Genomic DNA, 25551 nt, shown 5'->3' with positions numbered 1-25551 from the left:
TCTCTGGATGGCGCGGCAGTTTGGCTCTTTTGTTCGCCGCCCCCCGCATATAGATGAAAACCAAACTTCGGAGACATCATGGTTTTCTGGACAGTCACCGCCCTCATCGCATTTTCGGCAGCGCTGCTGCTGGCAATAATCATCATTCGCGCCCGTGAGCAAGGCGAACCAGCCGCGGCCTACGACCTGCGCGTCTACCGCCAGCAGCTGCGCGAAGTGGACAAGGATCTGGCCCGCGGCGTCATCAACGGCACCGACGCCGAGCGTATCCGCACCGAGATCTCCCGCCGCATCCTGGCCGCCGACGCGCAGCTGCAAAAGCGCAAGTCCGGCCGCTCCCAGCCGCGCGGCCTGTCGCTGGGCTTCGCTGTTGCCGCGGCAGTGCTGATCACCGGCGGCACCCTGGGCCTCTACTGGCAGCTGGGCGCACCGGGCTATGGCGACCTTGGCCTTCAGGACCGCATCCGCCTGGCTGGCGAGCGTGCCGAAAGCCGCCCCTCGCAGGCGGAGGCCGAAGCCGAGGTTAAGCCCATGGAACCGCCGCAGGTCGAGGAAGGCTACACCAAGCTGGTGGAACAGCTGCGCAAGACCGCCGGCGAGCGCAAGGACGATGCCAACGGCCAGGCGCTGCTGGCGCAGCACGAGGCAAATCTCGGCAATTTCAAAGCCGCCTATGAGGCCAAGGCCAACTACATCCGGCTCGCCGAGGGCAAGGTCAACGCCAACGACTTCTCCGAGCTGGCGGAACTCAAGATCATGGCCGCCGGCGGCTATGTCTCGCCGGAGGCGCAGGCCGACCTGCAAAAGGCCCGCGCAATTGACCCCAGCCACGGCCCGGCCCGCTACTACTGGGGCCTGATGCTCGGCCAGATCGGCCGCCCGGATCTCGCTTACCGCGAATGGGCCGAAACCCTGCGCGACGGCCCCGCCGGTTCGCCCTGGGTCATCGGCATCGAGGGCCAGATCGAGGAAATGGCCTTCCGCGCCGGCGTCAAGCACCAGCCCGTCATGCCCGGCGGCGGCGCTGCCCCCGCTCTGCCCGGCCCCAGCGCCGAGGAGATGTCCTCTGCCAGCGAGCTCAGCCCGGAAGAGCAGCAGGAGATGATCCGCGGCATGGTCACCCGGCTCTCGGACCGGCTGGCAACCGAAGGCGGCTCGGCCGAGGAATGGGCCCGCCTGATCGGCGCCCTTTCGGTTCTGGGCGAAACCGAGCGCGCCCGCACGGTCTATGACGAGGCCCGGGGCGCCTTTGAGGCGGACGCCGACTCGCTGGAGCTTCTGGAAACCATCGCCGCCCAGTCCGGACTCGCCGAATGATCCACGACGCGTTCGAAGATTTCGCCGCCGCCCTGCCGCCGATGAGCGCGCTGATGGGGCTGGACCTGGGCACCAAGACCATCGGTGTTGCCGTCTCCGACCGCATCGGCGCAGTGGCGACGCCGCTGGAAACCGTGAAGCGCAAGAAGTTCTCAACAGACGCCGCGCGCCTCATGGAGATCGTCAAGCAGCGCGACATCAGCGGCATCCTTTTGGGCCTGCCCCGCAACATGGACGGCACCGAGGGCCCGCGCTGCCAGTCCACCCGCGCCTTTGCCCGCAACCTGATGCAATTGACCGATCTCCCGATCTCATTCTGGGACGAGCGCCTCAGCACCGTGGCGGCAGAAAAAGCCCTTCTTGAAGCAGATACGACACGCAAACGCCGCGCAGAGGTTATCGACCACGTCGCGGCCTCCTATATCTTGCAAGGCGCATTGGACCGGATGCGGCATTTGAAGAACGGGTGAAGGCATGAGCGACGACGTTTGGAAACGGGACGAGATCCAGTCCCCCTGCATCAAGATCTGCGTCGTCCACCCCGAGGCCCGCATCTGCACCGGCTGCTACCGCTCCATCGACGAAATCCGCGACTGGTCCAAAATGACCAATGATGAGCGCGCGGAGATCATGAACGCCCTGCCCGCCCGCGCCAGCAAACTGGTCAAGCGCCGCGGCGGCCGCGGCGCCCGGCTGAACCGGGGCTGACGCCGCCCCTCGGTCTTAGCCCGTCGTCAGCCAGGCTTTTGCATTCTCAATCTCTTCGCTTGGGAAGAACCGGGTTTCCGCCTTCAGAATCCGGGCTGCAACCCGTTGCGCCATGTGCTGCCAAGCCTTGTCACCAACCACGGCTGCGCGGTCCAGCAGCGGCACATGGGTCCGCGCCAGATTGAAATGCGCCGCCATGGCCGACAGGCCTTGCCAGCCATCAAACTCCGTCAGGTCGATCAAGAGGCGGAACCCCTCCCGCTCCCGCAGCCTTGCATCCAGATCGCCACCGGCCCGCTGGTAGGCTTCGGGGTCCACCTGCCCCATCAGCTTGATCTGCAGGCAAGGCCCGCCCAGATCAATGATGTGCACCGTGCCAAGGGACTCCCGCAGCCAGCGACGGGCCGCTTCCGCCTCATCAAGGCCAAAGACTTGCACCGGGCACGGCAGCAGCGGCGCCGCCACGCGGATGGCTGTTTGCACCCACCCCTGATCCGCCGCCACAGCGCAGCGGTCAAAACCGCTCCAATGCCCCAGTCCCAGCTTGGTATCGGCCCACACGGCGGACAGGTCATAGCCGCCAAAGCCCTGGTCCAGGATTGCCAGCACCCTGATCCGGTCATGCTCCTTCAGCGCGGCTTCCACCGCGGGCACAAGCAGCTTTTCGTAATCTTCGCCTCGGATTTTTCCGGTCAGGCGCACCTCAATCAGAGAGCCGCCCATTTGAGTTTCGACTTGGATCATTTCAACCACCCCGCGCACTCATTAACGGCTGAATCTTAAACCCATTTGCTGACGCCGGCCACGGAAAGGACAGCAAGGCTGCCATGCGCCCGGCCTTTCCATTCAACTTCTGTCGACCAACGCACGCTGCGGCAACCAAATGAAACCCATGCGGACTGAATGCTGACCTATCACCTTATGGCTGCAGGCTACCTGCCTGGTCCGTATTCGCAAAACGCGGCATCAGCTTGTGCGCCATCCAACTTGAAGCGTTGGCTAAAGCCCGCCAAAGGGAAAACTTAAAAAGTCTGGAGGCGTGTCTACCCCTCCGCCAGCCACCCCATGGTCCAATCCGCCAGCTCCGGGCGGAAATAGGCGATCATCCGGCCTTCTTCCGGCGCGCTTGCCCCTTCGCCCCAGGGCGCAACCCCGTGCAGGCACAGCCGGTGCATCAGATAAGACTCGCCGGGCTTGGCGTGCACGGTGATCCGCGGGCAGGTCTCGAACACTTCGGCGCGGGCGGCGGTATAGGCATCGGTCACATCCACATCCGCCCAGCCCGATTGCGGCACGCCCTCAAAGGCGGCGGCAAAGGCGCGGCGCATGATCCGGTGGCTGCCCTCCCAGATCACCAGCGGCGAAGCATCGGGGCTGCTTTCATTCAGCGGGATGCCCAGCACCCAGGCATGCGGCTCCTCCACCTTGCGGCGGCGGTGCTCGCCGTACATCTTGACCCCGTCCACATGCGCTGCGTCGCGTTTGACGCGGTAGCGGAAGGCAGCCTCGCCCTCGCCCGGCCGCGGACGCGGGTAGCCGGGAAAGACCGAGGACACCTGCGCCCGGTGCAGATCCGGAATGGGCCCGAGGTGATGCGTGATGAAATCGACAGGCGCGCCCGCCAGCGGCGGCCCTTCGGGCAAACGCCCTGAGGCATCATTCGGCAGCGCATCGACGCCGATGAACCAGGTCCGCTCGCACTGGAACCATTCGGCACAGGCCGGATCGTCCAGCGACCGGATGCCGTGGTGCAAGGCATCCGCCGCCCAGGCGGCGACCTGCGGGTCTTGGGCAAAGCGCACCCAGCCCCTGTCCTGAAACTGTTCGATCTGTTCCAGCATGACGTCCTCTTAGTAACCGAATGCCTTGCGCAGCATGTTCAGCGCCACCAGCACCAGGAAGGCCCCGAACACGCGTTTCAGCGGTTTCGGATCCATCGCATGGGCCAGCTTCACGCCATAAGGAGCAGTGATCAGCGTCATGGCGATCACGATAAAGAACGCCACCAGATTGACCGCGCCAATGGTGAAAGGCGGCCGCGCAGCCGGGTCTATCTCGAGCAGCAGAAAGCCCGCAACAGAAGGAACCGCAATGATCACGCCGAACCCCGCGGCGGTCGCCACCGCCCGGTGCACCGCCACCCCGTGCAGCGTCATCAGCGGCACCCCGAAGCTGCCGCCGCCAATCCCCATCAGCACCGACAGGAACCCGACGGCCGGCGACAGCGCCATCCGCTTGGTCCCCTTGGGCATTTCTTCAGCCAGCCGCCACTCGGACCGGCCCAGCCCCAGATAACAGCCAATCACCAGCGCCAACCCGCCAAAGACGCCTTGCAGCACGGTGGAGCGCAGGGCGGAGGCCGCCAGCACGCCGACAATGGCGCCAAGCGCAATGCCAATCCCCCAGGTGCGCAGGATCTCCCAGTCCACCGCGCCCTTCTTGTTGTGGCTCATGACAGAGCGCAGCGAGGTCACGATGATTGTCGCCAGCGAGGTCGCCAGACAGATCTGCATCAGCTGGTCGCCGCCATAGCCCAGCGTCTGGAAGGCATAGAAGAAGGCCGGCACCAGCACGATGCCGCCGCCGACGCCCAGCAGCCCTGCCAGCACGCCCGCAAAAGCGCCAATCACCACCAGCAGCCCTGCCATCTGCATCAGCAGCGCAGGCTCCGCCAGCAAGGCAGCGGTCACGGCAGGATCGTTCATCAGGGGCACCTCGGTCTTTTGCGTCTGCGGCAAAGGGTTAGCCGCGGTGCCCGGCTTGCACAAGGCACTAGCGCGTGAGGCGCCGCGTCACGCCGCCGCGCGGCTCTCCACCTGCGCCAGGGCTTCCAGCACCAGGTCCGGCCCGGCGCCTGCCCGGCAAGCGCCCTCCGACAGCATCCGCCGCCACTGCCGCGCCCCGGGCTTGCCCGTAAACAGCCCCAGCATATGCCGGGTGATCTGGTTCAGCTTGGCGCCTTCGCTGAGACGCGCCTCGATATAGGGCAGCATCTGCCGCACCGCCTCGCCCGCATCGCTCACCGCGCCGGTGCCGTAAATCTCAGGATCGGCAGCACAGAGCACATCGGCGGGCTGGTGATAGGCCGCACGCCCCACCATCACCCCGTCCAGGCCCCGCGCCAGATGCGCCTTGGCCTCAGCCAGCGTGGCAATGCCGCCGTTGATCGAGACATGCAGGTCCGGAAACGCCGCCTTCATCCGGTGCACCAGATCATAATCGAGCGGCGGGATGTCCCGGTTCTCCTTGGGCGACAGCCCCTGCAGCCAGGCCTTGCGCGCGTGGATGGTCACCCGCTTGCAGCCGGCCGCGCGGATCTTCTCCAGGAAATCCGGCAGCACCTGTTCCGGCTCCTGCTCATCGACGCCGATACGGCATTTGACGGTGACTTCCACATCCACCGCTTCGCGCATGGCAGCCACACAATCGGCCACCAGTTCCGGCGTTTGCATCAGCACCGCGCCAAAGGCACCGGATTGCACCCGGTCGCTGGGACAGCCGCAGTTGAGATTTATCTCGTCATAGCCTGCCTCCGCGCCCAGCCGCGCGGCCTCCGCCAGCTCCTGCGGATCGGAGCCGCCCAGCTGCAGCGCCACCGGGTGCTCTTGCGGATTGAACTCCAGCAGATGCAGCGCCCCGCCGCGCACCAGCGCCGGCGCCGTCACCATCTCAGTGTATAGCAGCGCCTCCCGGCTCAAGAGCCGGTGCAGATAGCGGCAGTGCCGGTCGGTCCAGTCCATCATCGGCGCAACGCTCAACCGCGCGGCCTGGTGCAGGGGGGCGAAATCAGTCATGCCGCGCCATATAGGCCACGCGCCGCCGCCTGCCAAGCCGCAGCGCACAGCTCCCCGCCGCTACCCAGCCAAGGAAGGCAGGTAGAGAACAATCCCCGGGAACGCGACCAGCAACGCGATAGTCACCGCATCGGCAATGAAGAACGGCGTCACGCCGCGGAACACGTCCTGCACGCTCAGGTCAGGGCGCACGCCTGCGACGACGAAACAGTTCAGCCCGATCGGCGGGGTGATCAGGCAGAACTCGGCCATTTTCACCACTAGGATTCCAAACCAGATCGCGCACATGGTGCCGCTCATGCCAAAGGCGCTGTCCGCCGCGGCAACGCTCTCGCCGCCGTTCAGCGCCATCACCGCCGGGTAGACCACCGGCAGGGTCAACAGCAGCATGCCGATCGCGTCCATGAACATGCCCAGCACCGCATAGGCCAAGAGGATGCAGATCAGGATCAGCATCGGGCTCATCTCCAGCGAGGTGATCCAGTCGGAGAACGCCCCCGGCAGATCGGCAAAGCCGAGGAACCGCACATAGATCAGGACACCCCAGATGATGGTAAAGATCATCACCGTCAGCTTGGCTGTTTCCAGCAGCGCCGATTTCAGCTCCGCCCATTTCATGCCCTCCTTCAACGCATAGAGGAAGACGATGAAGGCGCCGATGGCACCGCCTTCAGTCGGGGTGCCCCAGGCATCGCCGCCAAAGGGGTTGTAGACAAAGCAGATGATGATCACGACCACCAGCACGATGGGCAGCGCGCCGGGCAGCGCGGCGAACCGCTGGCCCCAGGTGAAGCCCTTGACCGGCGGGCCGACGGTTTTGAAGACCACCGCGATGCCAACGATCAACAGGCCATAGATCACCGCCGAAAAGGCGCCCGGGATGAAGCCTGCCAGCAGCAGCTTGCCCACGTCCTGCTCAACGATGATGGCGTAGATCACCAGAATGGCCGAGGGCGGGATCAGCGACGCCAGCGTGCCGCCGGCGGCGACAACCCCGGCGGCAAAGCGCTTGTCATAGCCAATCTCCAGCATCTCCGGGATGGCAATGCGGGCAAAGACGGCGGAGGTCGCCACGGAGGCCCCCGACACCGCGGCAAATCCCGCGGTGGCAAAGACGGTGGAGACCGCCAGCCCGCCCGGCAACCAGGCGATCCAGCGCTTGGCGGCCACGAACAGCGCGCGGGTCAGCCCTGCGTAATAGGCGAGATAGCCGATCAGGATAAAGGTCGGAATGAGGCTGAGCGCCTGGCTGGAGACCTTGGAATGCGGCACCTGGCCCGCGGTCTTGACAGCGATGGTCAGCGCCTTGCCGAACCGGGCCGGGTCATAGCCGAACTTGGCCCAGAAGATCCAGATGAGGCCTGCAAGCCCCGCAAGCCCGGCCGCAAAGGCCACCCGCATCCCCAAGACCACCATGGCCAGCAGGCCGCCCGTGACCCACAGGCCGATTTCAATCGGTTCCATCTGCCTTACCCCTGCCCGCTGCCATTTGTGTCATGGCCTTGCATCTGTTCCGCTTCAGCCGCCGCCTGTTCTGCCGCGCTCTGGATCAGCGGCACCGCCACCGGAGCTTCCAGCCCCAGCACCAGCGCCCGCCCGTAGCCCCAGACCTGCAGCAGCAGCCGCAGGGCCAGCACCGCAAAGGCCACCGGCGCCAGCAGCTTGGCGGGCCAGATCGGCAGGCCGATGTCGATGGAGCTGTCGCGGCTCCACAGCGGCGCGGCAAAGTCGAAGGAGCGCAGAAAATGCGACCAGCTGCCCCAGACCAGCGCCAGGATCAGCAAGAGGATCAGCACCACCGAAACCAGTTCGAACAGCCACAGCGCCCGCCCCCGCAAAGCGCCGATGAAGATATCCATGCGGATATGGCCGCCCACGCGCTGCACATAGGCAATGCCCATGAAGGCGATTAGCGGCATGATCTGCTCGATCCAGTCGACATAGCCGGGCAAGGGCGCGTTGATCGCATTGCGCCCGCCAACCGAGACCACCGCCAGGATCATCAATGAGAACACCGCAATGCCGCTCAGCAGCGCCAGCAACAGCTCCGCCTTCAGCAATCCCCTGTCCAGCCTGCTGATCAGGCTGCCATCCTCCAGCACCGCCGCGCTGCCTGCCATGCCCTGCCCCCGTCATTTCCATATCGTCAAAGACAGAAAGGGCCGGTGCTATCCTGCCCGGCCCCTTCCTATTGCGTCAGGCTCAGCTGCCCGAGCGCACGTCGCTCAGGGTTTTCTGCACCAGGTCATAGAGCTCCTGCGCGGGCAGGCCCTGGGCGCTCATGTCCTTGATCCACTTTTCGCGGATCGGGTCGGCGGCCACCTTGCGGAACTCGGCCAGCTGGTCGTCGGAGATCATCACCTTCTGCACACCCTTCTCTTCCAGCACGCCGTCCCACTTGGTCAGCAGCGCGCCGTAATTCTCCAGGTAATGGGCAATCGCCTCATCCACCGAGCTGTCAAGTGCGGCGCGCTCGGCATCGCTCAGGGCGTCATAGGCATCGGTGTTCACCACCACCGGGCAGTTCACGGTGCCGGGGTTCAGGTTGGCGGTCCACCAGTCGGCCCTGTTGATGGTGCCAAAGCTGAGATGCGCGTGCTGGGCAAAGGCGACGGTGTCGACAACGCCGGACTCCATCGCGTTGTACGCCTCGGTCGCAGTCACCGAGGTCGGCACTGCGCCCACGGCAGAGAACGCCTGGCCGATGCCGCCGGTGGCGCGCACCCGCATGTCCTTGAACTCTGCCAGCTCATCACGCGGTTCGCCGGTGCCGACGATGTTGTACTGCGGCATCGGCGAGGTCATCAGCAGCTTGGCGTTCCAACGCGCCAGATCCGCCTGCACCGCCGGATGGCCATAGACGGCGTGGCTGACAGCGACTTCCTCCTCCAGCGTGTTCACCCCCAGGAACGGCAGTTCCAGCACGGTGATCGAGGGGTTCTTGTCGCGGTGGTAGCCGGCGCAGAACTGCGCCATCTCAAAGGCGCCGATGGAAATCCCGTCGAGGTTTTCCTTGTTCTTCGAAAGCCCGCCATAGCTGATGTTCAGGGTGAACTCGCCGCCGGTTTTCTCGCTGACCAGCTCGGCCAGTTTCTCCACATGCTCGGTAAAGGCGCGGCGCTTGCCCCACAGGGACACGTTCCACTCGGTGGCCGCAGCCTCCCCGGCGATTGCAAAGCCAGCGGCAGCCGCCACGGCGGCAGTCAGAATTTTAGTCATGATGTAACTCTCCCGGATTGCGCCCTTTTTGCCCCGGCATTGGACCGGAGAGGTGCGCTTGGCGGTCAGGCTAGCCGCTTGCCCGCGCCCTGCCAACCCCTGCGGCCGAAGTGTTACGCAGCGACTCGCGCCCGGCGCGCAACCGGGGCTGAAATTCGGCCCGGCGCGCAGGCTGGCACAATATGCCGCAGCGCTGCGGCAGCATGTTTTCGCCAACAGCGCCGCAGCGCCGCCCTGCAGGCTGAAACCCCCGGCAAAACCCGTGTAAAACCGTTTACAGGCAAGTCCTTGTTTTTGCCTGTTCTGAAGATAGGAAATTCCTATATGTTTACAAATTTTACAGCCGACCGGAAATTCGTTCACAAGCAAATGCTTAAAAACCCGTCAGTTATTCACAAATTTTCAGCCTGCAGTATTATCAGTGCCCAGGAGGAAACGGTTTGACAGCCACGGCACAGCGTTGTCGTTTGTCTTGCCAATAAAATTCTGGGAGGAAACTGAATGAACGCGCTGCACGCAGACGCTGTCTATCCGCCGTCGGACGAAACCGTTGCCCGCGCGCATGTGAATGCCGCCAAATACCAGGAGATGTACGAGGCCTCTCTGAAGGATCCGGAAGGGTTCTGGGGCGAACAGGGCAAGCGCATCGACTGGATCAAGCCCTTCACCCAGGTGAAGGACGTGAACTACAACTTCGGCAACGTTTCGATCAATTGGTTTGCCGACGGCACCCTGAACGTTTCCGCCAACTGCATCGACCGCCATCTGAACACCCGCGGCGACCAGACCGCGATCATCTGGGAACCGGATGATCCGAACGAGGACGCCCAGCACATCACCTACAAGGAGCTGCACCGCCGCACCTGCCGGATGGCCAACATCCTGGAGTCGATGGGCGTGCGCAAGGGCGACCGGGTGGTGATCTACCTGCCGATGATCCCCGAAGCGGCCTATGCCATGCTAGCCTGCGCCCGCATCGGCGCCATTCATTCCATCGTGTTCGCCGGCTTCTCCCCCGACGCGCTGGCGGCCCGGATCAACGGCTGCGACGCCAAGGTGATCATCACCGCGGATGAGGCCCCCCGCGGTGGCCGCAAAACCCCGCTGAAATCAAACGCCGACGCTGCCCTGCTGCACACCAAGGACAGCGTGAAATGCCTGGTGGTCAAGCGCACCGGCGGCCAGACCACCTGGGTGGACGGCCGCGACTACGACTACAACGAGATGGCGCTGGAAGCGGATGACTACTGTGCCCCGGCAGAGATGAACGCCGAAGACCCGCTGTTCATCCTTTACACCTCCGGCTCCACCGGCCAGCCCAAGGGCGTGGTGCACACCACCGGCGGCTACCTGACCTATGCCGCAATGACCCATGAGATCACCTTTGATTACCACGACGGCGACATCTACTGGTGCACCGCGGACGTGGGCTGGGTAACCGGCCACAGCTATATCGTCTACGGCCCGCTGGCCAATGGCGCCACCACGCTGATGTTCGAAGGCGTGCCGACCTACCCCGATGCCTCGCGCTTCTGGCAGGTCTGCGAAAAGCACAAGGTGAATCAGTTCTACACCGCCCCCACCGCGCTGCGCGCACTGATGGGTCAGGGCGATTCCTGGGTCGAGAAATGCGATCTGAGCGATCTCAAGGTGCTGGGCACCGTGGGTGAGCCGATCAACCCGGAAGCCTGGGAGTGGTATCACAACGTGATCGGCAAAGGCGCCGTGCCAATCGTCGACACCTGGTGGCAGACCGAAACCGGCGGCCATCTGATGACCCCGCTGCCGGGCGCGCACACGCTCAAACCCGGCGCCGCGATGAAACCCTTCTTCGGCATCCAGCCGGTGGTGCTGGACCCGCAGTCCGGCGTCGAGATCGAGGGCAACGGCGTCGAAGGCGTGCTGTGCATCAAGGACAGCTGGCCGGGCCAGATGCGCACCGTCTGGGGCGACCACGAGCGGTTCGAGAAAACCTATTTCTCCGACTACAAGGGCTATTACTTCACCGGCGACGGCTGCCGCCGCGACGAGGACGGCGATTACTGGATCACTGGCCGCGTCGATGACGTGATCAACGTCTCCGGCCACCGCATGGGCACGGCTGAGGTCGAAAGCGCGCTGGTGGCCCATGCCGCCGTGGCCGAGGCCGCCGTGGTCGGCTACCCGCATGAGATCAAGGGCCAGGGCATCTATTGCTACGTGACCCTGATGAACGACCGGGAGCCGTCGGATGAGCTGCTGAAGGAGCTGCGCCAGTGGGTCCGCACCGAGATCGGCCCGATTGCCTCGCCGGACGTGATCCAGTGGGCGCCGGGCCTGCCGAAAACCCGCTCCGGCAAGATCATGCGCCGCATCCTGCGCAAGATCGCCGAGAACGACTTCGGCTCCCTGGGCGACACCTCGACGCTGGCCGATCCGTCGGTGGTCGAGGACCTGATCGAAAACCGTGCGAACAAGGGGTGATTGAGCGATGACGACGGACACAATGACCCGCCCCGCCGTTCTGATCCTGCTTGGCCCGCCTGGCGCCGGCAAGGGTACCCAGGCACGGATGCTGGAAGAGAAGTTCGGCTATGTGCAGCTCTCGACCGGCGACCTGCTGCGCGAGGCGGTTGCCGCCGGCACCCCTGCAGGCCTTGCGGCCAAGGCGGTGATGGAAGCAGGCCAGCTGGTCAGCGACGAGATCGTGATCAACATCCTGCGCGACCGGCTGGCAGAGCCGGACTGCGCCAAGGGCGTGATCCTCGACGGCTTCCCCCGCACCACCGTGCAGGCCGAGGCGCTGGACGGCCTGCTGGCGGAAACTGGTCAAAAGATCAACGCCGCGATCAGCCTCGAGGTGGACGACGCGGCGATGGTCGAGCGGATTTCCGGCCGTTACACCTGCGGCGGCTGCGGCGAGGGCTACCACGACAGCTTCAAACAGCCTGCCGAGGCAGGCAAATGCGACAAATGCGGCGGCACCGAGATGAAGCGCCGCGCCGACGATAACGCAGAAACCGTTGCCAGCCGGCTGGAGGCTTATCACGCGCAGACCGCGCCGCTGATCGCCTACTACGGCAGCAAGGGTGTGCTGCAGACCACAGATGCCATGGGCGGTATCGACGACATCGCCCGGGACATGGCGGCCATTGTGACCAAGGCCACCAGCTAACAACCAAGAAACGGGGCCTGCCCTGACCCGGCAGGACCCCGTCCCCGGACATTGGAATGCCCATCGGACCTGCCCTGGCAGACCGGAGGAGTCATGCCTGCGCCGCACCCCCGGCAGCAGGCAAACGGAGGAGGTCTGCCATGCACCCCCGCAAGGCAGACATGGAGGAAAAAGGAGGAGCCGCGATGGCGGACCATTCCACAAATGCGGCAAAAACCGCCGAAGCCGATAAGGGCTATTGGGCGGCGAACGTGCGCATCATTCTAGTCAGCCTGGTGATCTGGGCTGTTGTTTCATTCGGCTTCGGCATCCTGCTGCGCCCGCTGCTTTCGGGCATCAAGGTCGGCGGCAGCGATCTGGGCTTCTGGTTCGCCCAGCAAGGCTCGATCCTGGTGTTCCTGGGGCTGATCTTTTTCTACGCGTTCCGGATGAACAAGCTGGACCGCGAATACGGCGTGGAGGAAGAATAAGATGGACCAGTTTACCATCAACCTGCTGTTTGTGGGCGCATCTTTCGCGCTTTACATCGGCATCGCGATCTGGGCCCGCGCGGGCTCCACATCTGAATTTTATGCCGCAGGCCGGGGCGTTCACCCCGTGACCAACGGCATGGCCACCGCGGCTGACTGGATGTCGGCGGCCTCCTTTATCTCGATGGCGGGCCTCATCGCCTTTACCGGTTATGACAATTCCACCTTCCTGATGGGCTGGACCGGCGGCTACGTGCTGCTGGCGCTGCTGCTGGCCCCCTACCTGCGCAAGTTCGGCAAGTTCACGGTCTCCGAGTTCATCGGCGACCGGTTCTACTCGCCGACCGCGCGCGTGGTGGCGGTGATCTGCCTGATCGTGGCGTCGACCACTTACGTGATCGGCCAGATGACCGGCGTCGGCGTGGCCTTCGGCCGCTTCCTGGAGGTTTCCAACACCGCGGGCCTGCTGATCGGCGCCTGTGTGGTCTTCGCCTACGCCGTGTTCGGCGGCATGAAGGGCGTGACCTACACCCAGGTGGCGCAGTACTGCGTGCTGATCATGGCCTACACCATCCCGGCCATCTTCATCTCGCTGCAGCTGACTGGCAACCCGATCCCGGCCCTGGGCCTGTTCGGCGACCACGCCGCCTCCGGCGAGCCGCTGCTGGCCAAGCTGGACGCCATCGTGACCGAGCTGGGCTTCAACGAGTACACCGCGCATCACGCCGACACCTTCAACATGGTGCTCTTCACCCTGTCGCTGATGATCGGCACCGCGGGCCTGCCGCACGTGATCATGCGCTTCTTCACCGTGCCGAAGGTGGCTGATGCCCGCTGGTCGGCCGGCTGGGCGCTGGTGTTCATCGCGCTTCTGTATCTGACCGCTCCGGCTGTTGGCGCCATGGCCCGCCTGAACATCACCGAAATGATGTGGCCGAACGGCGGCATCGAAGGCGGCGCCGTGACCGTGCAGCAGATCGAAAACGATCCGCAGTACGACTGGATGGCGACCTGGCAGCAGACCGGCCTCCTGGGCTGGGAAGACAAGAACGGCGACGGTGCGATCCAGTACTACAACGACAAGAACGCCGATCTGCAGGCCGTGGCCGAAGCCAACGGCTGGGCCGGCAATGAGCTGACCAACTTCAACCGCGACATCCTGGTTCTGGCCAACCCGGAAATCGCCAACCTGCCGGGCTGGGTCATCGGCCTGGTGGCCGCTGGCGGCCTGGCGGCGGCGCTGTCCACCGCGGCGGGCCTCTTGCTGGCGATCTCCTCGGCTGTGTCCCACGACCTGATCAAGGGCTCGATCAACCCGAACATCTCGGAAAAAGGCGAACTGCTGTCGGCCCGTATCGCCATGGCCGTGGCCATCGGTGTGGCAACCTACCTGGGTCTGAACCCGCCGGGCTTTGCCGCGCAGACCGTGGCGCTGGCCTTCGGCCTGGCCGCTGCCTCGATCTTCCCGGCGCTGATGATGGGCATCTTCACCAAGGTGAACAACAAAGGCGCCGTGGCCGGCATGCTGGCAGGCCTGATCGTGACCCTGGTCTACATCTTCCTGCACAAGGGCTGGCTGTTCATCCCGGACACCAACTCCTTCACCGATGCGGACCCGCTGCTGGGCACCATCAAATCCACCTCCTTCGGTGCGGTTGGCGCGATGGTGAACTTTGCGGTGGCCTTCCTGGTGTCGAAATCGAGCGAAGCCATCCCGGCCGAGATCGAAGAGCTGGTGGAAAGCGTCCGCATCCCGCGCGGCGCCGGAGCGGCACAGGACCACTAACCTCCCCTGGGCGGGCTGCCTCCCAGCAGCCCGCCTCTTTCCTCATGGTCCCGCACGGTGCACAATCGGCGGGACCATTTTTTTCTGATTTCACCCAGGTATACCCATGCCCTTATCTGACGCTGCGCTGCTCCGGTTTCTAACCTCTGTCCATCCTTACGACAGCCTTGACCCGGCGCTGCTGCAGGAGCTGGCTCCGAAGTTCCGCCTGATCGACGCAGCCGCAGGCGATCCCGTCTATGCGCTGAACGAGGAGCTGGAAGGGCTCTATCTGGTCCACACCGGCGAGGTTGAGGTAACGGACGAGAACGGCATCCCGGTCTCCATCCTCGGTCCCCGCAATTCCTTCGGCGAACGCGGACTGACCCGCGGCGGCCGCGCGCTGACCTCTGCCCGGACCGTCAAGGACACGCTGCTGCTGCTGCTGCCCAAGGCCGAATTCCGCGCCCTGATGGCAAACCAGCCGAAGGTGGCCAAATTCTTCGACCGGCGCCGCCCCGGCAGCCAGGACACCTCCAGCCTTGCCACCACCCGGGTGGCAACCATCATGGCGCGCGATCCCGTCACCTGCTCCAGCGGCCTCACCTGCCAGGGCGCGGCGCAGCTGATGCGGGACCGCCGCATCTCATCGATCTGCGTGACCGACGGAGATGCGCTGCAGGGCATTCTCACCAACCGCGACCTGACCGGCAAGATCCTCGCCGCGGGCAAGCCGATCTCCACCCCGGTTGGCGCGGTGATGACCCCGGACCCGCTGACCCTGGCGCCCGCCGCCATCGGCTCCGACGTGCTGCACATGATGATGGAGCACGGCATCGGCCACATCCCGGTGATCGAGGGCGGAAAACTGGCCGGCATCGTCACCCAGACCGACCTCACCCGCTTTCAAGCCGTCAGTTCGGGCGAGATGGTGTCGAGCATCGCACGCGCCGGATCCGCCAAAGACATGGCCCAGGTCACCGCCGAAATCCCCCGCCTGCTGGTGCAGCTGACCGCGGGCGGCAACCGCCACGAGGTGGTCACGCGGCTGATCACCGACATTGCCGACACCGCGACCCGCCGCCTGCTGGCCCTGGCCGAGGAACAGCTGGGCACCCCGCCCGTCCCTTACCTGTGGCTGGCCTGCGGCTCGCAGGGGCGGCGCGAGCAGACGGGGGTGTCCGACCAGGACAACTGCCTGATCCTGTCCGACGATCTGGCCCCCGGCGACGAGGCCTATTTCGAACAGCTTGCAAGGTTCGTCTGCGACGGGCTCAACACCTGCGGCTATGTCTATTGCCCCGGCGACATGATGGCCTCCAACCCGCGCTGGCGTCAGCCGCTGCACGTCTGGCGCGACTACTTCCGCGGCTGGATAGCCAAACCGAACCCGGAGGCGCAGATGCTGGCCTCGGTGATGTTCGACCTGCGCCCGATCGGCGGCGACACCGCGCTGTTTGCGGACCTGCAGCAGGAGACCCTGAGTGCGGCCAGCGCCAATTCGATCTTCACCGCCCATATGATTGCCAACTCGCTGAAGCACACGCCGCCCCTGGGCCTGTTGCGCGGGCTGGCCACCATCCGCTCAGGCGAGCACCGCAACACGCTGGATATGAAGCATAACGGCGTGGTGCCGGTAGTGGACCTGGGCCGCATCTACGCCTTGCAGGGGCAGCTGGCGGAGGTGAACACCCGCGCGCGGCTGGAGGCGGCCGAGGCCGCGGGCGTTCTCAGCCACACCGGCGCGCGGGACCTGCTGGATGCCTACGACCTGATCGCCCAGACCCGGCTGGAGCATCAGGCGGCACAGATCCGCAGCACCCAGGCGCCGGACAACTACCTGGCGCCTTCGGACCTGTCGGATTTTGAGCGAAGTCATCTGCGCGACGCCTTTGTTGTGGTAAAGACGATGCAATCGGCGGTTGGCCACGGCAAAGGCATGCTGAGCTGACGGCTGCGCCTGCCGGGAATGCGGAAGCCTCCGGCGGGAGTATTTTGAGAAAGATGAACAGGCCGAAAGCCTGCGGGGAGAGCATATGTTTCTGGAACTGATTGCGGTGATTTTTGCGGGCATTGCCGCGGCCGGCGTGGTGATGCTGCTGAACCGGACGCTCAAGGGCCGGCTGCCGCGCTGGTTCGCGCCGGTGGCGGCCGGGCTGGCGATGATCGGTGTCACCATCGCCTCCGAGTACGGCTGGTACAGCCGCACCAAGGCCGCCCTGCCCGAGGGGTTGGTGGTTGCGGAAACCGTCGAGAACCGCAGCTTTTACCGGCCCTGGACGCAGGTTGTGCCTTATGTGGACCGTTTTGCCGCTGTTGACACCGCAACGATGAAAAGCCACGCGGCGCATCCGCAGGTCTATCTGGCCGACATCTATTTCTTCGGCCGCTGGGCGCCGGTCAGCAAGCAGCCAGCGGTGCTGGATTGCGGCAAATGGCGCCGGGCCCTGGCGGCGGGCACCGCGGCGTTTTCCGGCAGCGGCCTGCCCCAGGGGTTGGACTGGGTCGCCGGTGAAGCGGACGACGCCCTCCTGACCGCAGCCTGCGAGGGGTAGCCATGCACACACGGCTTTCGCTGCGGCTCCGCATCTTTCTGTTCTTCTGCCTGCTGGCCCTCGGCGGCATTGCTGTCACCACCGGTGCGCTCTGGCTCGGCTACAGCCGCTCTGGCCATCCGGAACTGACGGATGCCTTCCTGTTTTCCGGCCTGCTGAGCGGGTTTGCCATGCTGGGCCTTTGCGCCGGCATCTGGCTGCTGTTTGACGAAAACGTCGCCAAGCCGATCGAGCGGCTGGCGGCAGGCATGCGCGCCCGCGCCCATGCCGGGGTGAACAAGGAACTGGACACTCACGGCGCCCGCTACCTCGGCGACCTCGCCGCGGCTGCCCAGGGGCTGGCCGGGCAGCTGGGCGCCTCGGCGCTGTCGGCGGCCGAGGCCATCGCCCGCGAGACCGAGCATCTGGAGGCAGAAAAGGCGCGGCTGGCGGCACTGCTGACCGACATCCCCATTGCAACCGTCATGGCCAGCCCCGCCCACCAGATCGTGCTTTACGACGGCCAGGCCGCCGCAGTTCTGGCAGAGGAGGCGCCGCCGCGCCTGAACGCCCCGCTGTCCGATTACCTGGACCTGACCGGGCTGGAGGCCGCTTACGGCCGCCTGATCCGCACCGGCATGGAGGTGCAGGCCGAAGTGAAAAGCGCCAGCGGCGCCCAGGTATACGACCTGCGCCTGAAACCGCTGGGCGGCGCGCCCGGCTATATCATCCTGTTCGAGGGCAGCCACGCAGGCCTGGCCCCCGGCGACGCCCGCCCGCTGGTCTATGACTTTGCCCTGCTGCACGCAGAGCACGCCGAGCTGGAGAACCGCAATCTCGCCGGCCACAGCTATGTGGTGTTCGACACCGAGACCACCGGCCTTTTGCCGCACAAGGACGAGATCGTGCAGATCGGCGCCCTGCGGGTGGTGCGCGGCCGGATCATCGAAAGCGAGACTTTCGAGACCCTGGTCGACCCGGGATGCCCGATCCCCGCAGCCTCAACCAAAGTCCACGGGGTCAGCGATGCCATGGTGCAGGGCGCACCGCAAATTACCGAGGCCGCGCGCCACTTCCACCGCTTTGCGTCCGACGCGGTGATCGTGGCCCATAACGCGCCCTTTGACATGGCCTTCCTGCACCGCCACGCCAAACGCACCGGGGTCATCTGGGACCAGCCGGTGCTGGATACCGTGCTGCTGAGCGCGGTGCTGTTCGGCGCCTCGCAGAGCCACACGCTGGACGCCTTGTGCGAACGGCTGGATGTCACCATCCCGCCTGCGCTGCGCCATACCGCCATGGGCGACGCCCGCGCTACAGCCGAGGTGTTCTGCAAGATGCTGCCGATGCTGGAAGCGCGCGGCATTGGCACCTTTGGCGCGGTGCTGCAGGAGACCCGCAAGCACAGCCGCCTCATTGAAGACATGAACTAGGTAGACAATCGGGGCCATGCGTGGCAGGTCACTGCCCGGAACGAACAGAAGGCGCGCGAAATGGCCGACACCAGCTTTATTCCCGGGCCGGAGACCGCCCGGGCCTACCGCGATGCGCTTGGCTGCTTTGGCACCGGGGTGACGGTTGTCACGACCGGGACGCCGCGCGGCCCGCTGGCCATTACCGTCAACAGCTTCACCTCCGTTTCTCTGGACCCGCCCCTGATGCTGTGGTGCCCGGCCAAGGCCTCGCTGCGCCATGATGCCTTTGTTGCGGCTGAGAATTTCGCGATTCACGTGATGGCGGAAGACCAGCTGCCCCTGGCCAAGCATTTCGCCGCCTTCGGCGAGGATTTCAGCGCCGCAGCCTGGCAGCCCAACGAGCTGGGCGCGCCCGCGCTGGAGGGCGTGATCGCCCGCTTCGACTGCCGCCGCTATGCCGCCCATCCGGCAGGCGACCACACCATCGTCATCGGCGAAGTGGCCCGCGTCACCACCCGTCCGGGCAAGGGGCTGATCTTCAAGCGCGGCCAGTATGGCGGGTTTCTGGAGCAGGGCTGATGACGGCCTCTGCAAAGGGCAACCCCGCCTCGGCATCCTGATACGGATCAGCCACGGCACCGGCATCATCAAAATTGCCCGGTTCCGGGACGGTATTCCCGCCCTGCCCGGCCAGCAGATGCGGCAGCACCGCATAGGCGGTCAGATCCATGCCGGGGGTCATGCTGAGCGCCCTTTGCGGGCAGATCGAAACGCACAGGCCGCATTGCGTGCACAGGGATTCCACAAAGCTCAGCGCGCCGCCGTTTTCGGTCAGGCTCAGCGCATCCGACGGGCAGACCCAGACGCAGCTGCTGCAGCTGTTGCACAGGCTTTCGTCCAGGCTGACAGAGCCGTATGGTGCCTGCTCCGGCAGCGGCACGTGGCTGGTATCGGACGGCAGCAGCGCCGCCGCGCTGGCGCGTGCGGTATCCCTGCGGCTGCCCATTGCCAGCACCTCCGGCGCGACCGAGGGGAACGGCAGAAGCCGCGCTGCCAGCCGCCGGTCCAGCCCGGTAGCGCCGTCAAACAGCAGCACACGCCCCAGCCCGCCCAGGGCGCGCACCAGCTCCACCTCCTGACGCTGGTGCTCCCGCCCCTGCGGCCCGGGACAAGCCTGCAGGTAAATGACATCGAAACCGCAGGCCAGCGCATGCAGCAGGTCCGCATGGGTGATCTTCTCCAGGCTGCAGACCGAGATCGGAACAACGTCGCTGCCCGGAGCTCCCGCCCCGGCCAGCCCGGCGGGCTCGATCTCGAAAAGCGTCAGGATCTGCGCCCGGCCGGTTTCAAACTTGCGCTCATGCGCTTTCCGGCACAGGGCCATCAGCGGCAGCGCGCTGCTTCTGCTGGCAACGTCCAGCAGTGCCGGCCGCCCCTTGACCGCAAACCGGGACCGGCATTCTTCGGCTTCCTGCGGAGGGCAAAGGCACAGCTGCTGCGGCTGGCTGGCTGCCAGCTGTTGCCGTTCGAGGATATGTCCGCATGCCTCTCCCATGAGGTCACGTTAACACATTTTTAAACAACTTTAGCGTGTTTGTTCTGTCGACCGTCCTTTTGTTGCAGTTTTAACCAATCCACTGAGGTTTCACGCAAAAGCCCGCCGGGGCAATCACCCGGCGGGCTTCCAGGGGCAACCCTTGGCAGGGGCCGTCTTACTTCAGCGCCGCATCCGTGATGGCGTGGGTCCAGGCGCCCTCCGGCTCCTTGGTGATCACCGGATCCGAGCCGCCGCCCATCAGGGTGGACACCGTGCGCTGGTAATCCGCCGGATCCAGCGCGCCGTTGCTGCCTGCGGTCAGCTTGGCGATCTCGCCCATCATCCGCTTCTGGTGCTCTTCGGTCTGGGCACCGGAGGCATCGTTGTCCAGCACGATGTCCGCCGCCTCATCCGGGTTCTCTTCTGCGTATTTCCAGCCCTTCATCGAGGCGCGCACAAAGCGCTGCATCTTGTCCGCAAAAGCCTCGTCGCCCAGGTTTTCCTCCAGCACGTACAGGCCGTCCTCCAGCGTCGCGACGCCCTGGTCCTCATACTTGAAGGTAACCAGCTCATCCGGGCTGACGCCCGCGTCGATGACCTGCCAGTATTCATTGTAGGTCATGGTCGAAATGCAGTCCGCTTGCCGCTGCAGCAGCGGGTCGACGTTGAAACCCTGCTTCAGCACCTCGACACCGTTTTCGTCCTTGCCATCGGTGTCGATACCCAGCTGGCTCATCCAGCTCATGAAGGGGAACTCGTTGCCGAAGAACCAGACCCCCAGGGTGCGGTTCTTCAGATCCTCGGGGCTCTCGATGCCGGCATCCTTCCAGCAGGTCAGCATCATGCCGGAGGATTTGAACGGCTGAGCGATATTGACCAGCGGCAGGCCCTTCTCGCGCGCCGCCAGCGCCGCCGGCATCCATTCCACCGTCACATCGGCGCCGCCGCCTGCAATCACCTGGGTCGGCGCAATGTCGGGGCCGCCCGGCAGGATGGTGACATTCAGGTCCTCTTCCTCATAGAACCCCTTGTCCAGCGCCACGTAATAGCCCGCGAACTGCGCCTGGGTCACCCACTTCAGCTGCAGCGTCACGTCATCCGCCGCCTGCGCCGCCCCTGCGGCCCCCAGCGCCAGCGCTGCCGCCGTCATCAAATGTTTCATGTGTTATTCTCCCTGTTGATTATGATGTGAAGCTTGCCCGGGTTTGACCATTCGTTCAAAGTTTTTTCTTTATGAGGCCTGCCTTTGACGGCACCCCGCGCAAGATTTCCGCAAAAACCGCCCCGCATGGCGGGACGGCACAGCCCTCAGCCCCGCTGCGACGGATGCCAGAAGGTAAAGCTCTTCTCGATCAGCGCCACCAGCCCGTAGAAGGCCGACCCGGCCAGCGCCGCCACCACGATTTCCGCCCAGACCATGTCCAGCGCCAGCTGGCCGACGCTGGTGGAAATGCGGAACCCCATGCCGACGGTGGGCGAGCCAAAGAACTCCGCTACGATCGCGCCAATAAGCGCCAGGGTGGTGGAGATCTTGAGACCGTTGAACACAAACGGCAGCGCCGCCGGCAGCCGCAGCTTGAAGAAGCTTTGCCAATAGCCCGCCGCATAGGTCTTCATCAGGTCGCGCTGCATCTGGCTGGTCTCCCGCAGGCCCGCCACGGTGTTCACCAGCATCGGAAAGAACACCATGACCACGACCACCGCGGCCTTGGACTGCCAGTCGAAGCCGAACCACATCACCAGGATCGGCGCGGTGCCGACAATCGGCAGCGCCGCGACGAAGTTCCCGACCGGCAAGAGGCCGCGGCGCAGGAAATCGCTGCGGTCGACCAGGATCGCGGTCAGGAAGGCCGCGCCGCAGCCAATCAAATAGCCGCCAAGCGCGCCTTTCAGGATGGTCTGGGCAAAGTCCTCCCACAGAATGGGAAGGCTGGACGCAAAGCGCGCCGCGATCACCGACGGCGCCGGCAGGATCACCAGCGAAACCTCCAGCCCGCGCACCAGCAGCTCCCAGACCACCAGCACGGTGATGCCGAAGATCGCTGGCACCAGCAGCTGCACCGCCCGGGTTTTCGAGGCCGGGCTGTTCGCCAGCCGGCTGTTCAGCCACCAGCCCAGACACCAGACAAGGATTGCAAGGATCACCAGTATCATGCCCGCACCCCCATCCGGCTCAGCACCAGCTTTTCAATCAGCCCCAACAGCGCCACCAGTGCCGCCGCCAGAATGGCCGCGGCAAACAGCGCCGACCAGATCTGCACGGTCTGCCCGTAATAGCTGCCCGCCAGCAGCCGCGCACCAAGGCCCGCAACCGCACCGGTCGGCAGCTCACCGACGATGGCCCCCACCAGCGAGGCGGCGATGCCGATCTTCAGCGACGCGAACAGATAAGGCATCGAGGACGGCAGCCGCAGCTTCCAGAACCCCTGGTTCGTGTTGGCGTTGTAGGTTTTCAGCAAATCCAGCTGCATCGCATCCGGCGCCCGCAGCCCCTTCACCATGCCGACAACCACCGGGAAGAAGCTGAGGTAGGCCGAGATCACCGCCTTTGGAATGATCCCCTGAACCCCGATGGAATAGAGCACCACGATGATCATCGGCGCCAGCGCGATGATCGGGATGGTCTGGCTTACAATCGCCCAGGGCATCACTGACATGTCCATGACGCGGGAATGCACAATTCCCACCGCCAGCAGAATGCCAAGCCCGGTGCCGATGGCAAACCCCAGCAGCGTTGCGCTCAGCGTCACCTGCCCGTGATAGATCAGGCTGCGCTTGGAGGTGATCTTCTTCTCCACCGTGGTCTCCCACAGCTCCACCGCCACCTGATGCGGTGCGGGCAGCCGCGGGCGCTCCTGCACCCAGGTCTCGCCAATGGCAAATGTGTTGTTCGCCACCAGCCCGATCTCACCCCTGTCCCGGCGTTCCTTGGCGGTGGCGGGGGTGACTTCAATGCCCGCCCGCTCTGCCTGGTCCAGCACGCCCTTGATGTTCATCGGCACGCAGGCCGCGTACCAGAAGGCGATGATGGCGGCGAGCACGGTGAGGACGGCAACAAGGCTTTTCATGACCGCGCCCTCCCCATTTGGCTGCCGCCCGGTGCACAGGCGGTGCACAAGGGGTGTACGCAGGACACCCCCCTGCTCCGGCGGGTCGTGCTGGCAATATCAGTCATCGCCATGCCCCGCCCGCAGGCCCTCGCGCACCCGGTGAGCGATCTCGATGAACTCCGGGCTGTCGCGAATATCCAGCGGCCGTTCTTTGGGCAAGGTGCTGTCGATCACATCGTGAATGCGGCCCGGCCGCGGCGACATCACCACGATCTTTGTGGACAGATACACCGCCTCAGGGATCGAATGGGTGACAAAGCCGATGGTCTTGTTGGTCCGCGCCCACAGCTTCAGCAGTTGCTCATTCAGGTGGTCGCGCACGATCTCATCCAGCGCCCCGAAAGGCTCGTCCATCAAAAGGATGTCGGCATCAAACGCCAGCGCCCGCGCGATACTGGCCCGCTGCTGCATGCCGCCGGACAGCTGCCAGGGAAACTTGCCGCCAAAGCCTGATAATTCAACAAGTTCCAAGACTTGGTTAACGCGTTTTTCCTGCTCCGCCTTGGAGTATCCCATGATCTCCAGCGGCAGCTTGATGTTCTTGGAAATGGTGCGCCACGGGTACAGCCCCGCGGCCTGAAACACATAGCCATAAGCCCGGTTGCGCCGCGCCTCATCCGGGGTCATGCCGTTGACGGACAGGCTGCCGCCGGTTGGTGTTTCCAGCGCCGCGATACAGCGTAGAAAGGTGGTCTTGCCGCAGCCCGACGGGCCGATGAAGGAGACAAAGTCGCCCTTGTTGATCTCCAGGCTCACATCCTTCAATGCGTGCACCGGGCCGTCGTTGGTCTGGAAGGTCAGGTCCAGGTTCCGGGCCTCGATCACGCAGTTTGCGGGGACAGGAGCGGAAGCGGCGGCCTCGGGTCGGATTGCCTGGGTGGTCGGTTCCATATTCATATCTTCGCCTTGATTTCACACAGGAAAACGGGCCGCCGATCCCGGCAGCCCGCTCCTGATTTACACGCCTGTTGCCGGGATGCCGGTGCGCTCCACCGGGCGCGGCGCCGTCAATTCCTTCCAGGTCGACAGCGCCTTGTTCACCGTGGTGTTGGGCTCCCGGGCAACGAATTCGCCGTGGCCCTCCTGGCAGCGGATCTCCCCATCGTGCACCGCCACATGGCCGCGGGTCAGGGTAAAGCGCGGCAGGCCCTTCACCTCATGCCCTTCGAACACGTTGTAGTCGATCGAGGACTGCTGGCTGGCGGCGGAAATCGTCTTTCGCTTTTCCGGGTCCCAGACCACCAGATCGGCATCGGCGCCGACAAGAACCGCGCCCTTTTTCGGGTAGCAATTCAGGATCTTGGCGATATTTGTTGAGGTGACGGCGACAAACTCGTTCGGGGTCAGGCGGCCGGTTTCAACGCCGTGGGTCCACAGCATCGGCATCCGGTCCTCAAGGCCGCCGGTGCCGTTCGGGATCTTGGTGAAATCGCCAACCCCATAGCGCTTTTGCTCGGTGGTAAAGGCGCAATGGTCCGTCGCCACCACCGACAGCGACCCCGACTGCAGACCAGCCCACAAGGAGTCCTGATGCTGCTTGTTGCGGAACGGCGGCGACATCACCCGGCGAGCGGCGTGATCCCAGTCCTTGTTGAAATACTCGCTCTCATCCAGGGTCAGATGCTGGATCAGCGGCTCGCCCCAGACGCGCTTGCCCTGCATCCGGGCGCGGCGGATGGCCTCGTGGCTGTCCTCGCAGGAGGTATGCACAACATACAGCGGCACGCCCGCCATGTCGGCAATCATGATCGCGCGGTTGGTCGCCTCGCCCTCCACCTGCGGCGGGCGGGAATAGGCGTGGGCTTCGGGGCCAGTGTTGCCCTCCGCCATCAGCTTGGATTGCAATTCGGCAACCACATCGCCGTTTTCTGCATGTACTAGAGCGGTGCCGCCCAGTTCGGCCAGGCGCTTGAAGGACGCATAAAGCTCGTCATCATTCACCATCAGCGCGCCCTTGTAGGCCATGAAGTGCTTGAAGGTGTTGATGCCGCGCTCCTGGATCACGGTCTTGATGTCGTCAAAGACCTGCTCGCCCCACCAGGTGACCGCCATGTGGAAGGAATAGTCGCAGTTGGCGCGGGTCGATTTGTTGTCCCAGCGCTTCAGCGCGTCCAGCAGGCTTTCGCCCGGATTGGGCAGCGCAAAATCCACCACCATGGTGGTGCCGCCCGCCAGCCCGGCGCGGGTGCCGCTTTCGAAGTCGTCCGAACTGTATGTGCCCATGAAGGGCATCTCCAGATGGGTGTGCGGGTCGATCCCACCCGGCATCACGTAGCAGCCGGTGGCGTCCAGCTCTTCGTCGCCTTTCAGGTTCGGGCCGATCTGGGTGATGACCCCGTTTTCGATCAGCACATCGGCCTTATAGGTCAGATCGGCGGTCACGATGGTGCCGTTTCTGATGACTTTACTCATGGTTACAACTCCCTGAAACGGGGCGCATTTGCGCGCCTCCTTTTGTCTCGATGCTGCCTTTCGCAGCTTCTTTCATCTTTCCCGGAATACTCCGGAGGAGCGGCCTGCCAGGGCCG

The 25551-nt window shown here is 64.8% G+C and carries 24 protein-coding genes; 11 read left to right on the top strand and 13 right to left on the bottom strand.

Annotated elements, in window-relative coordinates:
* The first annotated feature begins 78 nt into the window (after positions 1 to 78).
* The 3 genes from ccmI to LHL23_RS07590 are packed head-to-tail and all read left to right on the top strand — an operon-like array spanning position 79 to position 2025.
* On the top strand, positions 79 to 1317 hold the full coding sequence (ccmI, locus tag LHL23_RS07600; RefSeq protein ID WP_226429387.1) for a c-type cytochrome biogenesis protein CcmI: 1239 nt from the start codon (positions 79 to 81) through the stop codon (positions 1315 to 1317).
* Positions 1314 to 1787 (top strand): Holliday junction resolvase RuvX, encoded by a 474-nt coding sequence (ruvX, locus tag LHL23_RS07595; RefSeq protein ID WP_222476069.1) that lies wholly within the window; start codon positions 1314 to 1316, stop codon positions 1785 to 1787. Before ccmI ends, ruvX begins: the two co-directional genes overlap by 4 nt.
* Before the next feature lie 4 nt (positions 1788 to 1791).
* Positions 1792 to 2025 carry a DUF1289 domain-containing protein gene (locus LHL23_RS07590; protein WP_226429386.1) on the top strand — a complete coding sequence of 78 codons (234 nt, stop codon included), beginning with the start codon at positions 1792 to 1794 and terminating at the stop codon, positions 2023 to 2025.
* 15 nt (positions 2026 to 2040) lie between these two features.
* Here LHL23_RS07590 and LHL23_RS07585 read toward each other — a convergent pair whose 3' ends face one another.
* The 7 genes from LHL23_RS07585 to LHL23_RS07555 form a co-directional block, all read right to left on the bottom strand.
* Positions 2041 to 2769: an STAS/SEC14 domain-containing protein gene (locus LHL23_RS07585; RefSeq protein ID WP_226429385.1), complete on the bottom strand. Its 729-nt coding sequence runs from the start codon at positions 2767 to 2769 to the stop codon at positions 2041 to 2043.
* Positions 2770 to 3068: 299 nt separating this feature from the next.
* Positions 3069 to 3866: a hypothetical protein gene (locus LHL23_RS07580; RefSeq protein ID WP_226429384.1), complete on the bottom strand. Its 798-nt coding sequence runs from the start codon at positions 3864 to 3866 to the stop codon at positions 3069 to 3071.
* Positions 3867 to 3875: 9 nt separating this feature from the next.
* Entirely contained in the window at positions 3876 to 4730 is an 855-nt protein-coding gene (locus LHL23_RS07575) for a sulfite exporter TauE/SafE family protein (protein WP_226429383.1), read from the bottom strand.
* An 87-nt stretch (positions 4731 to 4817) separates the two neighbouring features.
* Positions 4818 to 5819 carry a tRNA dihydrouridine(20/20a) synthase DusA gene (gene dusA / locus LHL23_RS07570; protein WP_226429382.1) on the bottom strand — a complete coding sequence of 334 codons (1002 nt, stop codon included), beginning with the start codon at positions 5817 to 5819 and terminating at the stop codon, positions 4818 to 4820.
* 60 nt (positions 5820 to 5879) lie between these two features.
* On the bottom strand, positions 5880 to 7283 hold the full coding sequence (locus LHL23_RS07565) for a TRAP transporter large permease (RefSeq protein ID WP_222476079.1): 1404 nt from the start codon (positions 7281 to 7283) through the stop codon (positions 5880 to 5882).
* A gap of 5 nt (positions 7284 to 7288) precedes the next feature.
* The gene (locus LHL23_RS07560) at positions 7289 to 7939 is read right to left on the bottom strand and encodes a TRAP transporter small permease subunit (RefSeq protein WP_222476081.1); all 651 of its coding nucleotides are present in this window, start codon (positions 7937 to 7939) and stop codon (positions 7289 to 7291) included.
* A gap of 82 nt (positions 7940 to 8021) precedes the next feature.
* Positions 8022 to 9038 carry a C4-dicarboxylate TRAP transporter substrate-binding protein gene (locus tag LHL23_RS07555; RefSeq protein WP_226429381.1) on the bottom strand — a complete coding sequence of 339 codons (1017 nt, stop codon included), beginning with the start codon at positions 9036 to 9038 and terminating at the stop codon, positions 8022 to 8024.
* A 501-nt stretch (positions 9039 to 9539) separates the two neighbouring features.
* Here LHL23_RS07555 and acs point away from each other — a divergent pair.
* The 8 genes from acs to LHL23_RS07515 all read left to right on the top strand — a co-directional run bounded on the left by acs (position 9540) and on the right by LHL23_RS07515 (position 18955).
* Complete coding sequence (gene acs / locus LHL23_RS07550; RefSeq protein WP_226429380.1) at positions 9540 to 11501, top strand: acetate--CoA ligase; 1962 nt, start codon at positions 9540 to 9542, stop codon at positions 11499 to 11501.
* Positions 11502 to 11508: 7 nt separating this feature from the next.
* Positions 11509 to 12192 carry an adenylate kinase gene (locus LHL23_RS07545; RefSeq protein WP_226429379.1) on the top strand — a complete coding sequence of 228 codons (684 nt, stop codon included), beginning with the start codon at positions 11509 to 11511 and terminating at the stop codon, positions 12190 to 12192.
* 185 nt (positions 12193 to 12377) lie between these two features.
* Positions 12378 to 12662 carry a DUF4212 domain-containing protein gene (locus LHL23_RS07540; protein WP_222476310.1) on the top strand — a complete coding sequence of 95 codons (285 nt, stop codon included), beginning with the start codon at positions 12378 to 12380 and terminating at the stop codon, positions 12660 to 12662.
* A gap of 1 nt (position 12663) precedes the next feature.
* Entirely contained in the window at positions 12664 to 14448 is a 1785-nt protein-coding gene (locus LHL23_RS07535) for a sodium:solute symporter family protein (RefSeq protein ID WP_226429378.1), read from the top strand.
* Positions 14449 to 14554: 106 nt separating this feature from the next.
* Entirely contained in the window at positions 14555 to 16378 is a 1824-nt protein-coding gene (locus LHL23_RS07530; protein WP_226429377.1) for a DUF294 nucleotidyltransferase-like domain-containing protein, read from the top strand.
* Positions 16379 to 16463: 85 nt separating this feature from the next.
* Positions 16464 to 16982 (top strand): hypothetical protein, encoded by a 519-nt coding sequence (locus tag LHL23_RS07525; protein WP_226429376.1) that lies wholly within the window; start codon positions 16464 to 16466, stop codon positions 16980 to 16982.
* Positions 16983 to 16984: 2 nt separating this feature from the next.
* Entirely contained in the window at positions 16985 to 18394 is a 1410-nt protein-coding gene (locus LHL23_RS07520) for a 3'-5' exonuclease (protein WP_222476100.1), read from the top strand.
* Positions 18395 to 18454: 60 nt separating this feature from the next.
* Complete coding sequence (locus LHL23_RS07515) at positions 18455 to 18955, top strand: flavin reductase family protein (RefSeq protein ID WP_226429375.1); 501 nt, start codon at positions 18455 to 18457, stop codon at positions 18953 to 18955.
* On the opposite strand, the gene LHL23_RS07510 is transcribed toward LHL23_RS07515, so the two are convergent.
* The 6 genes from LHL23_RS07510 to hydA form a co-directional block, all read right to left on the bottom strand.
* The gene (locus tag LHL23_RS07510; RefSeq protein WP_226429374.1) at positions 18915 to 19760 is read right to left on the bottom strand and encodes an ATP-binding protein; all 846 of its coding nucleotides are present in this window, start codon (positions 19758 to 19760) and stop codon (positions 18915 to 18917) included. The two genes, LHL23_RS07515 and LHL23_RS07510, sit on opposite strands and share 41 nt — an antisense overlap.
* A 328-nt stretch (positions 19761 to 20088) precedes the next feature.
* Positions 20089 to 21075 carry an ABC transporter substrate-binding protein gene (locus LHL23_RS07505; RefSeq protein WP_226429373.1) on the bottom strand — a complete coding sequence of 329 codons (987 nt, stop codon included), beginning with the start codon at positions 21073 to 21075 and terminating at the stop codon, positions 20089 to 20091.
* A gap of 146 nt (positions 21076 to 21221) precedes the next feature.
* Positions 21222 to 22067, bottom strand: a complete 846-nt coding sequence (locus tag LHL23_RS07500) for an ABC transporter permease (protein WP_222476109.1) — start codon at positions 22065 to 22067, stop codon at positions 21222 to 21224.
* A complete protein-coding gene (locus tag LHL23_RS07495; protein WP_226429372.1) occupies positions 22064 to 22981 on the bottom strand; it encodes an ABC transporter permease in 918 nt (305 codons plus the stop codon). The genes LHL23_RS07500 and LHL23_RS07495 overlap by 4 nt, the downstream gene beginning before the upstream one ends.
* 99 nt (positions 22982 to 23080) lie before the next feature.
* A complete protein-coding gene (locus LHL23_RS07490; protein WP_222476111.1) occupies positions 23081 to 23920 on the bottom strand; it encodes an ABC transporter ATP-binding protein in 840 nt (279 codons plus the stop codon).
* 60 nt (positions 23921 to 23980) lie between these two features.
* Positions 23981 to 25435, bottom strand: coding sequence for a dihydropyrimidinase (gene hydA / locus LHL23_RS07485; protein WP_222476112.1), 1455 nt, complete (start codon positions 25433 to 25435; stop codon positions 23981 to 23983).
* Between the last annotated feature and the right edge of the window lie 116 nt (positions 25436 to 25551).

The sequence above is a fragment of the Leisingera sp. McT4-56 genome (assembly GCF_020514995.1).
Taxonomy (GTDB): Bacteria; Pseudomonadota; Alphaproteobacteria; order Rhodobacterales; family Rhodobacteraceae; genus Leisingera; species Leisingera aquaemixtae_A.
Note: the sequence above shows the minus strand (reverse complement) of the source record. Positions and strands in the feature narration are given on the sequence as shown.

What these genes read in the sequence shown, in the direction of transcription:
- ccmI (WP_226429387.1), top strand. Translation starts at nt 79, where the DNA reads ATGGTTTTCTGGACAGTCACCGCCCTCATCGCATTTTCGGCAGCGCTG.
- ruvX (WP_222476069.1), top strand. Translation starts at nt 1,314, where the DNA reads ATGATCCACGACGCGTTCGAAGATTTCGCCGCCGCCCTGCCGCCGATG.
- LHL23_RS07590 (WP_226429386.1), top strand. Translation starts at nt 1,792, where the DNA reads ATGAGCGACGACGTTTGGAAACGGGACGAGATCCAGTCCCCCTGCATC.
- LHL23_RS07585 (WP_226429385.1), bottom strand. Translation starts at nt 2,769, where the DNA reads ATGATCCAAGTCGAAACTCAAATGGGCGGCTCTCTGATTGAGGTGCGC.
- LHL23_RS07580 (WP_226429384.1), bottom strand. Translation starts at nt 3,866, where the DNA reads ATGCTGGAACAGATCGAACAGTTTCAGGACAGGGGCTGGGTGCGCTTT.
- LHL23_RS07575 (WP_226429383.1), bottom strand. Translation starts at nt 4,730, where the DNA reads ATGAACGATCCTGCCGTGACCGCTGCCTTGCTGGCGGAGCCTGCGCTG.
- dusA (WP_226429382.1), bottom strand. Translation starts at nt 5,819, where the DNA reads ATGACTGATTTCGCCCCCCTGCACCAGGCCGCGCGGTTGAGCGTTGCG.
- LHL23_RS07565 (WP_222476079.1), bottom strand. Translation starts at nt 7,283, where the DNA reads ATGGAACCGATTGAAATCGGCCTGTGGGTCACGGGCGGCCTGCTGGCC.
- LHL23_RS07560 (WP_222476081.1), bottom strand. Translation starts at nt 7,939, where the DNA reads ATGGCAGGCAGCGCGGCGGTGCTGGAGGATGGCAGCCTGATCAGCAGG.
- LHL23_RS07555 (WP_226429381.1), bottom strand. Translation starts at nt 9,038, where the DNA reads ATGACTAAAATTCTGACTGCCGCCGTGGCGGCTGCCGCTGGCTTTGCA.
- acs (WP_226429380.1), top strand. Translation starts at nt 9,540, where the DNA reads ATGAACGCGCTGCACGCAGACGCTGTCTATCCGCCGTCGGACGAAACC.
- LHL23_RS07545 (WP_226429379.1), top strand. Translation starts at nt 11,509, where the DNA reads ATGACGACGGACACAATGACCCGCCCCGCCGTTCTGATCCTGCTTGGC.
- LHL23_RS07540 (WP_222476310.1), top strand. Translation starts at nt 12,378, where the DNA reads ATGGCGGACCATTCCACAAATGCGGCAAAAACCGCCGAAGCCGATAAG.
- LHL23_RS07535 (WP_226429378.1), top strand. Translation starts at nt 12,664, where the DNA reads ATGGACCAGTTTACCATCAACCTGCTGTTTGTGGGCGCATCTTTCGCG.
- LHL23_RS07530 (WP_226429377.1), top strand. Translation starts at nt 14,555, where the DNA reads ATGCCCTTATCTGACGCTGCGCTGCTCCGGTTTCTAACCTCTGTCCAT.
- LHL23_RS07525 (WP_226429376.1), top strand. Translation starts at nt 16,464, where the DNA reads ATGTTTCTGGAACTGATTGCGGTGATTTTTGCGGGCATTGCCGCGGCC.
- LHL23_RS07520 (WP_222476100.1), top strand. Translation starts at nt 16,985, where the DNA reads ATGCACACACGGCTTTCGCTGCGGCTCCGCATCTTTCTGTTCTTCTGC.
- LHL23_RS07515 (WP_226429375.1), top strand. Translation starts at nt 18,455, where the DNA reads ATGGCCGACACCAGCTTTATTCCCGGGCCGGAGACCGCCCGGGCCTAC.
- LHL23_RS07510 (WP_226429374.1), bottom strand. Translation starts at nt 19,760, where the DNA reads ATGGCCCTGTGCCGGAAAGCGCATGAGCGCAAGTTTGAAACCGGCCGG.
- LHL23_RS07505 (WP_226429373.1), bottom strand. Translation starts at nt 21,075, where the DNA reads ATGAAACATTTGATGACGGCGGCAGCGCTGGCGCTGGGGGCCGCAGGG.
- LHL23_RS07500 (WP_222476109.1), bottom strand. Translation starts at nt 22,067, where the DNA reads ATGATACTGGTGATCCTTGCAATCCTTGTCTGGTGTCTGGGCTGGTGG.
- LHL23_RS07495 (WP_226429372.1), bottom strand. Translation starts at nt 22,981, where the DNA reads ATGAAAAGCCTTGTTGCCGTCCTCACCGTGCTCGCCGCCATCATCGCC.
- LHL23_RS07490 (WP_222476111.1), bottom strand. Translation starts at nt 23,920, where the DNA reads ATGAATATGGAACCGACCACCCAGGCAATCCGACCCGAGGCCGCCGCT.
- hydA (WP_222476112.1), bottom strand. Translation starts at nt 25,435, where the DNA reads ATGAGTAAAGTCATCAGAAACGGCACCATCGTGACCGCCGATCTGACC.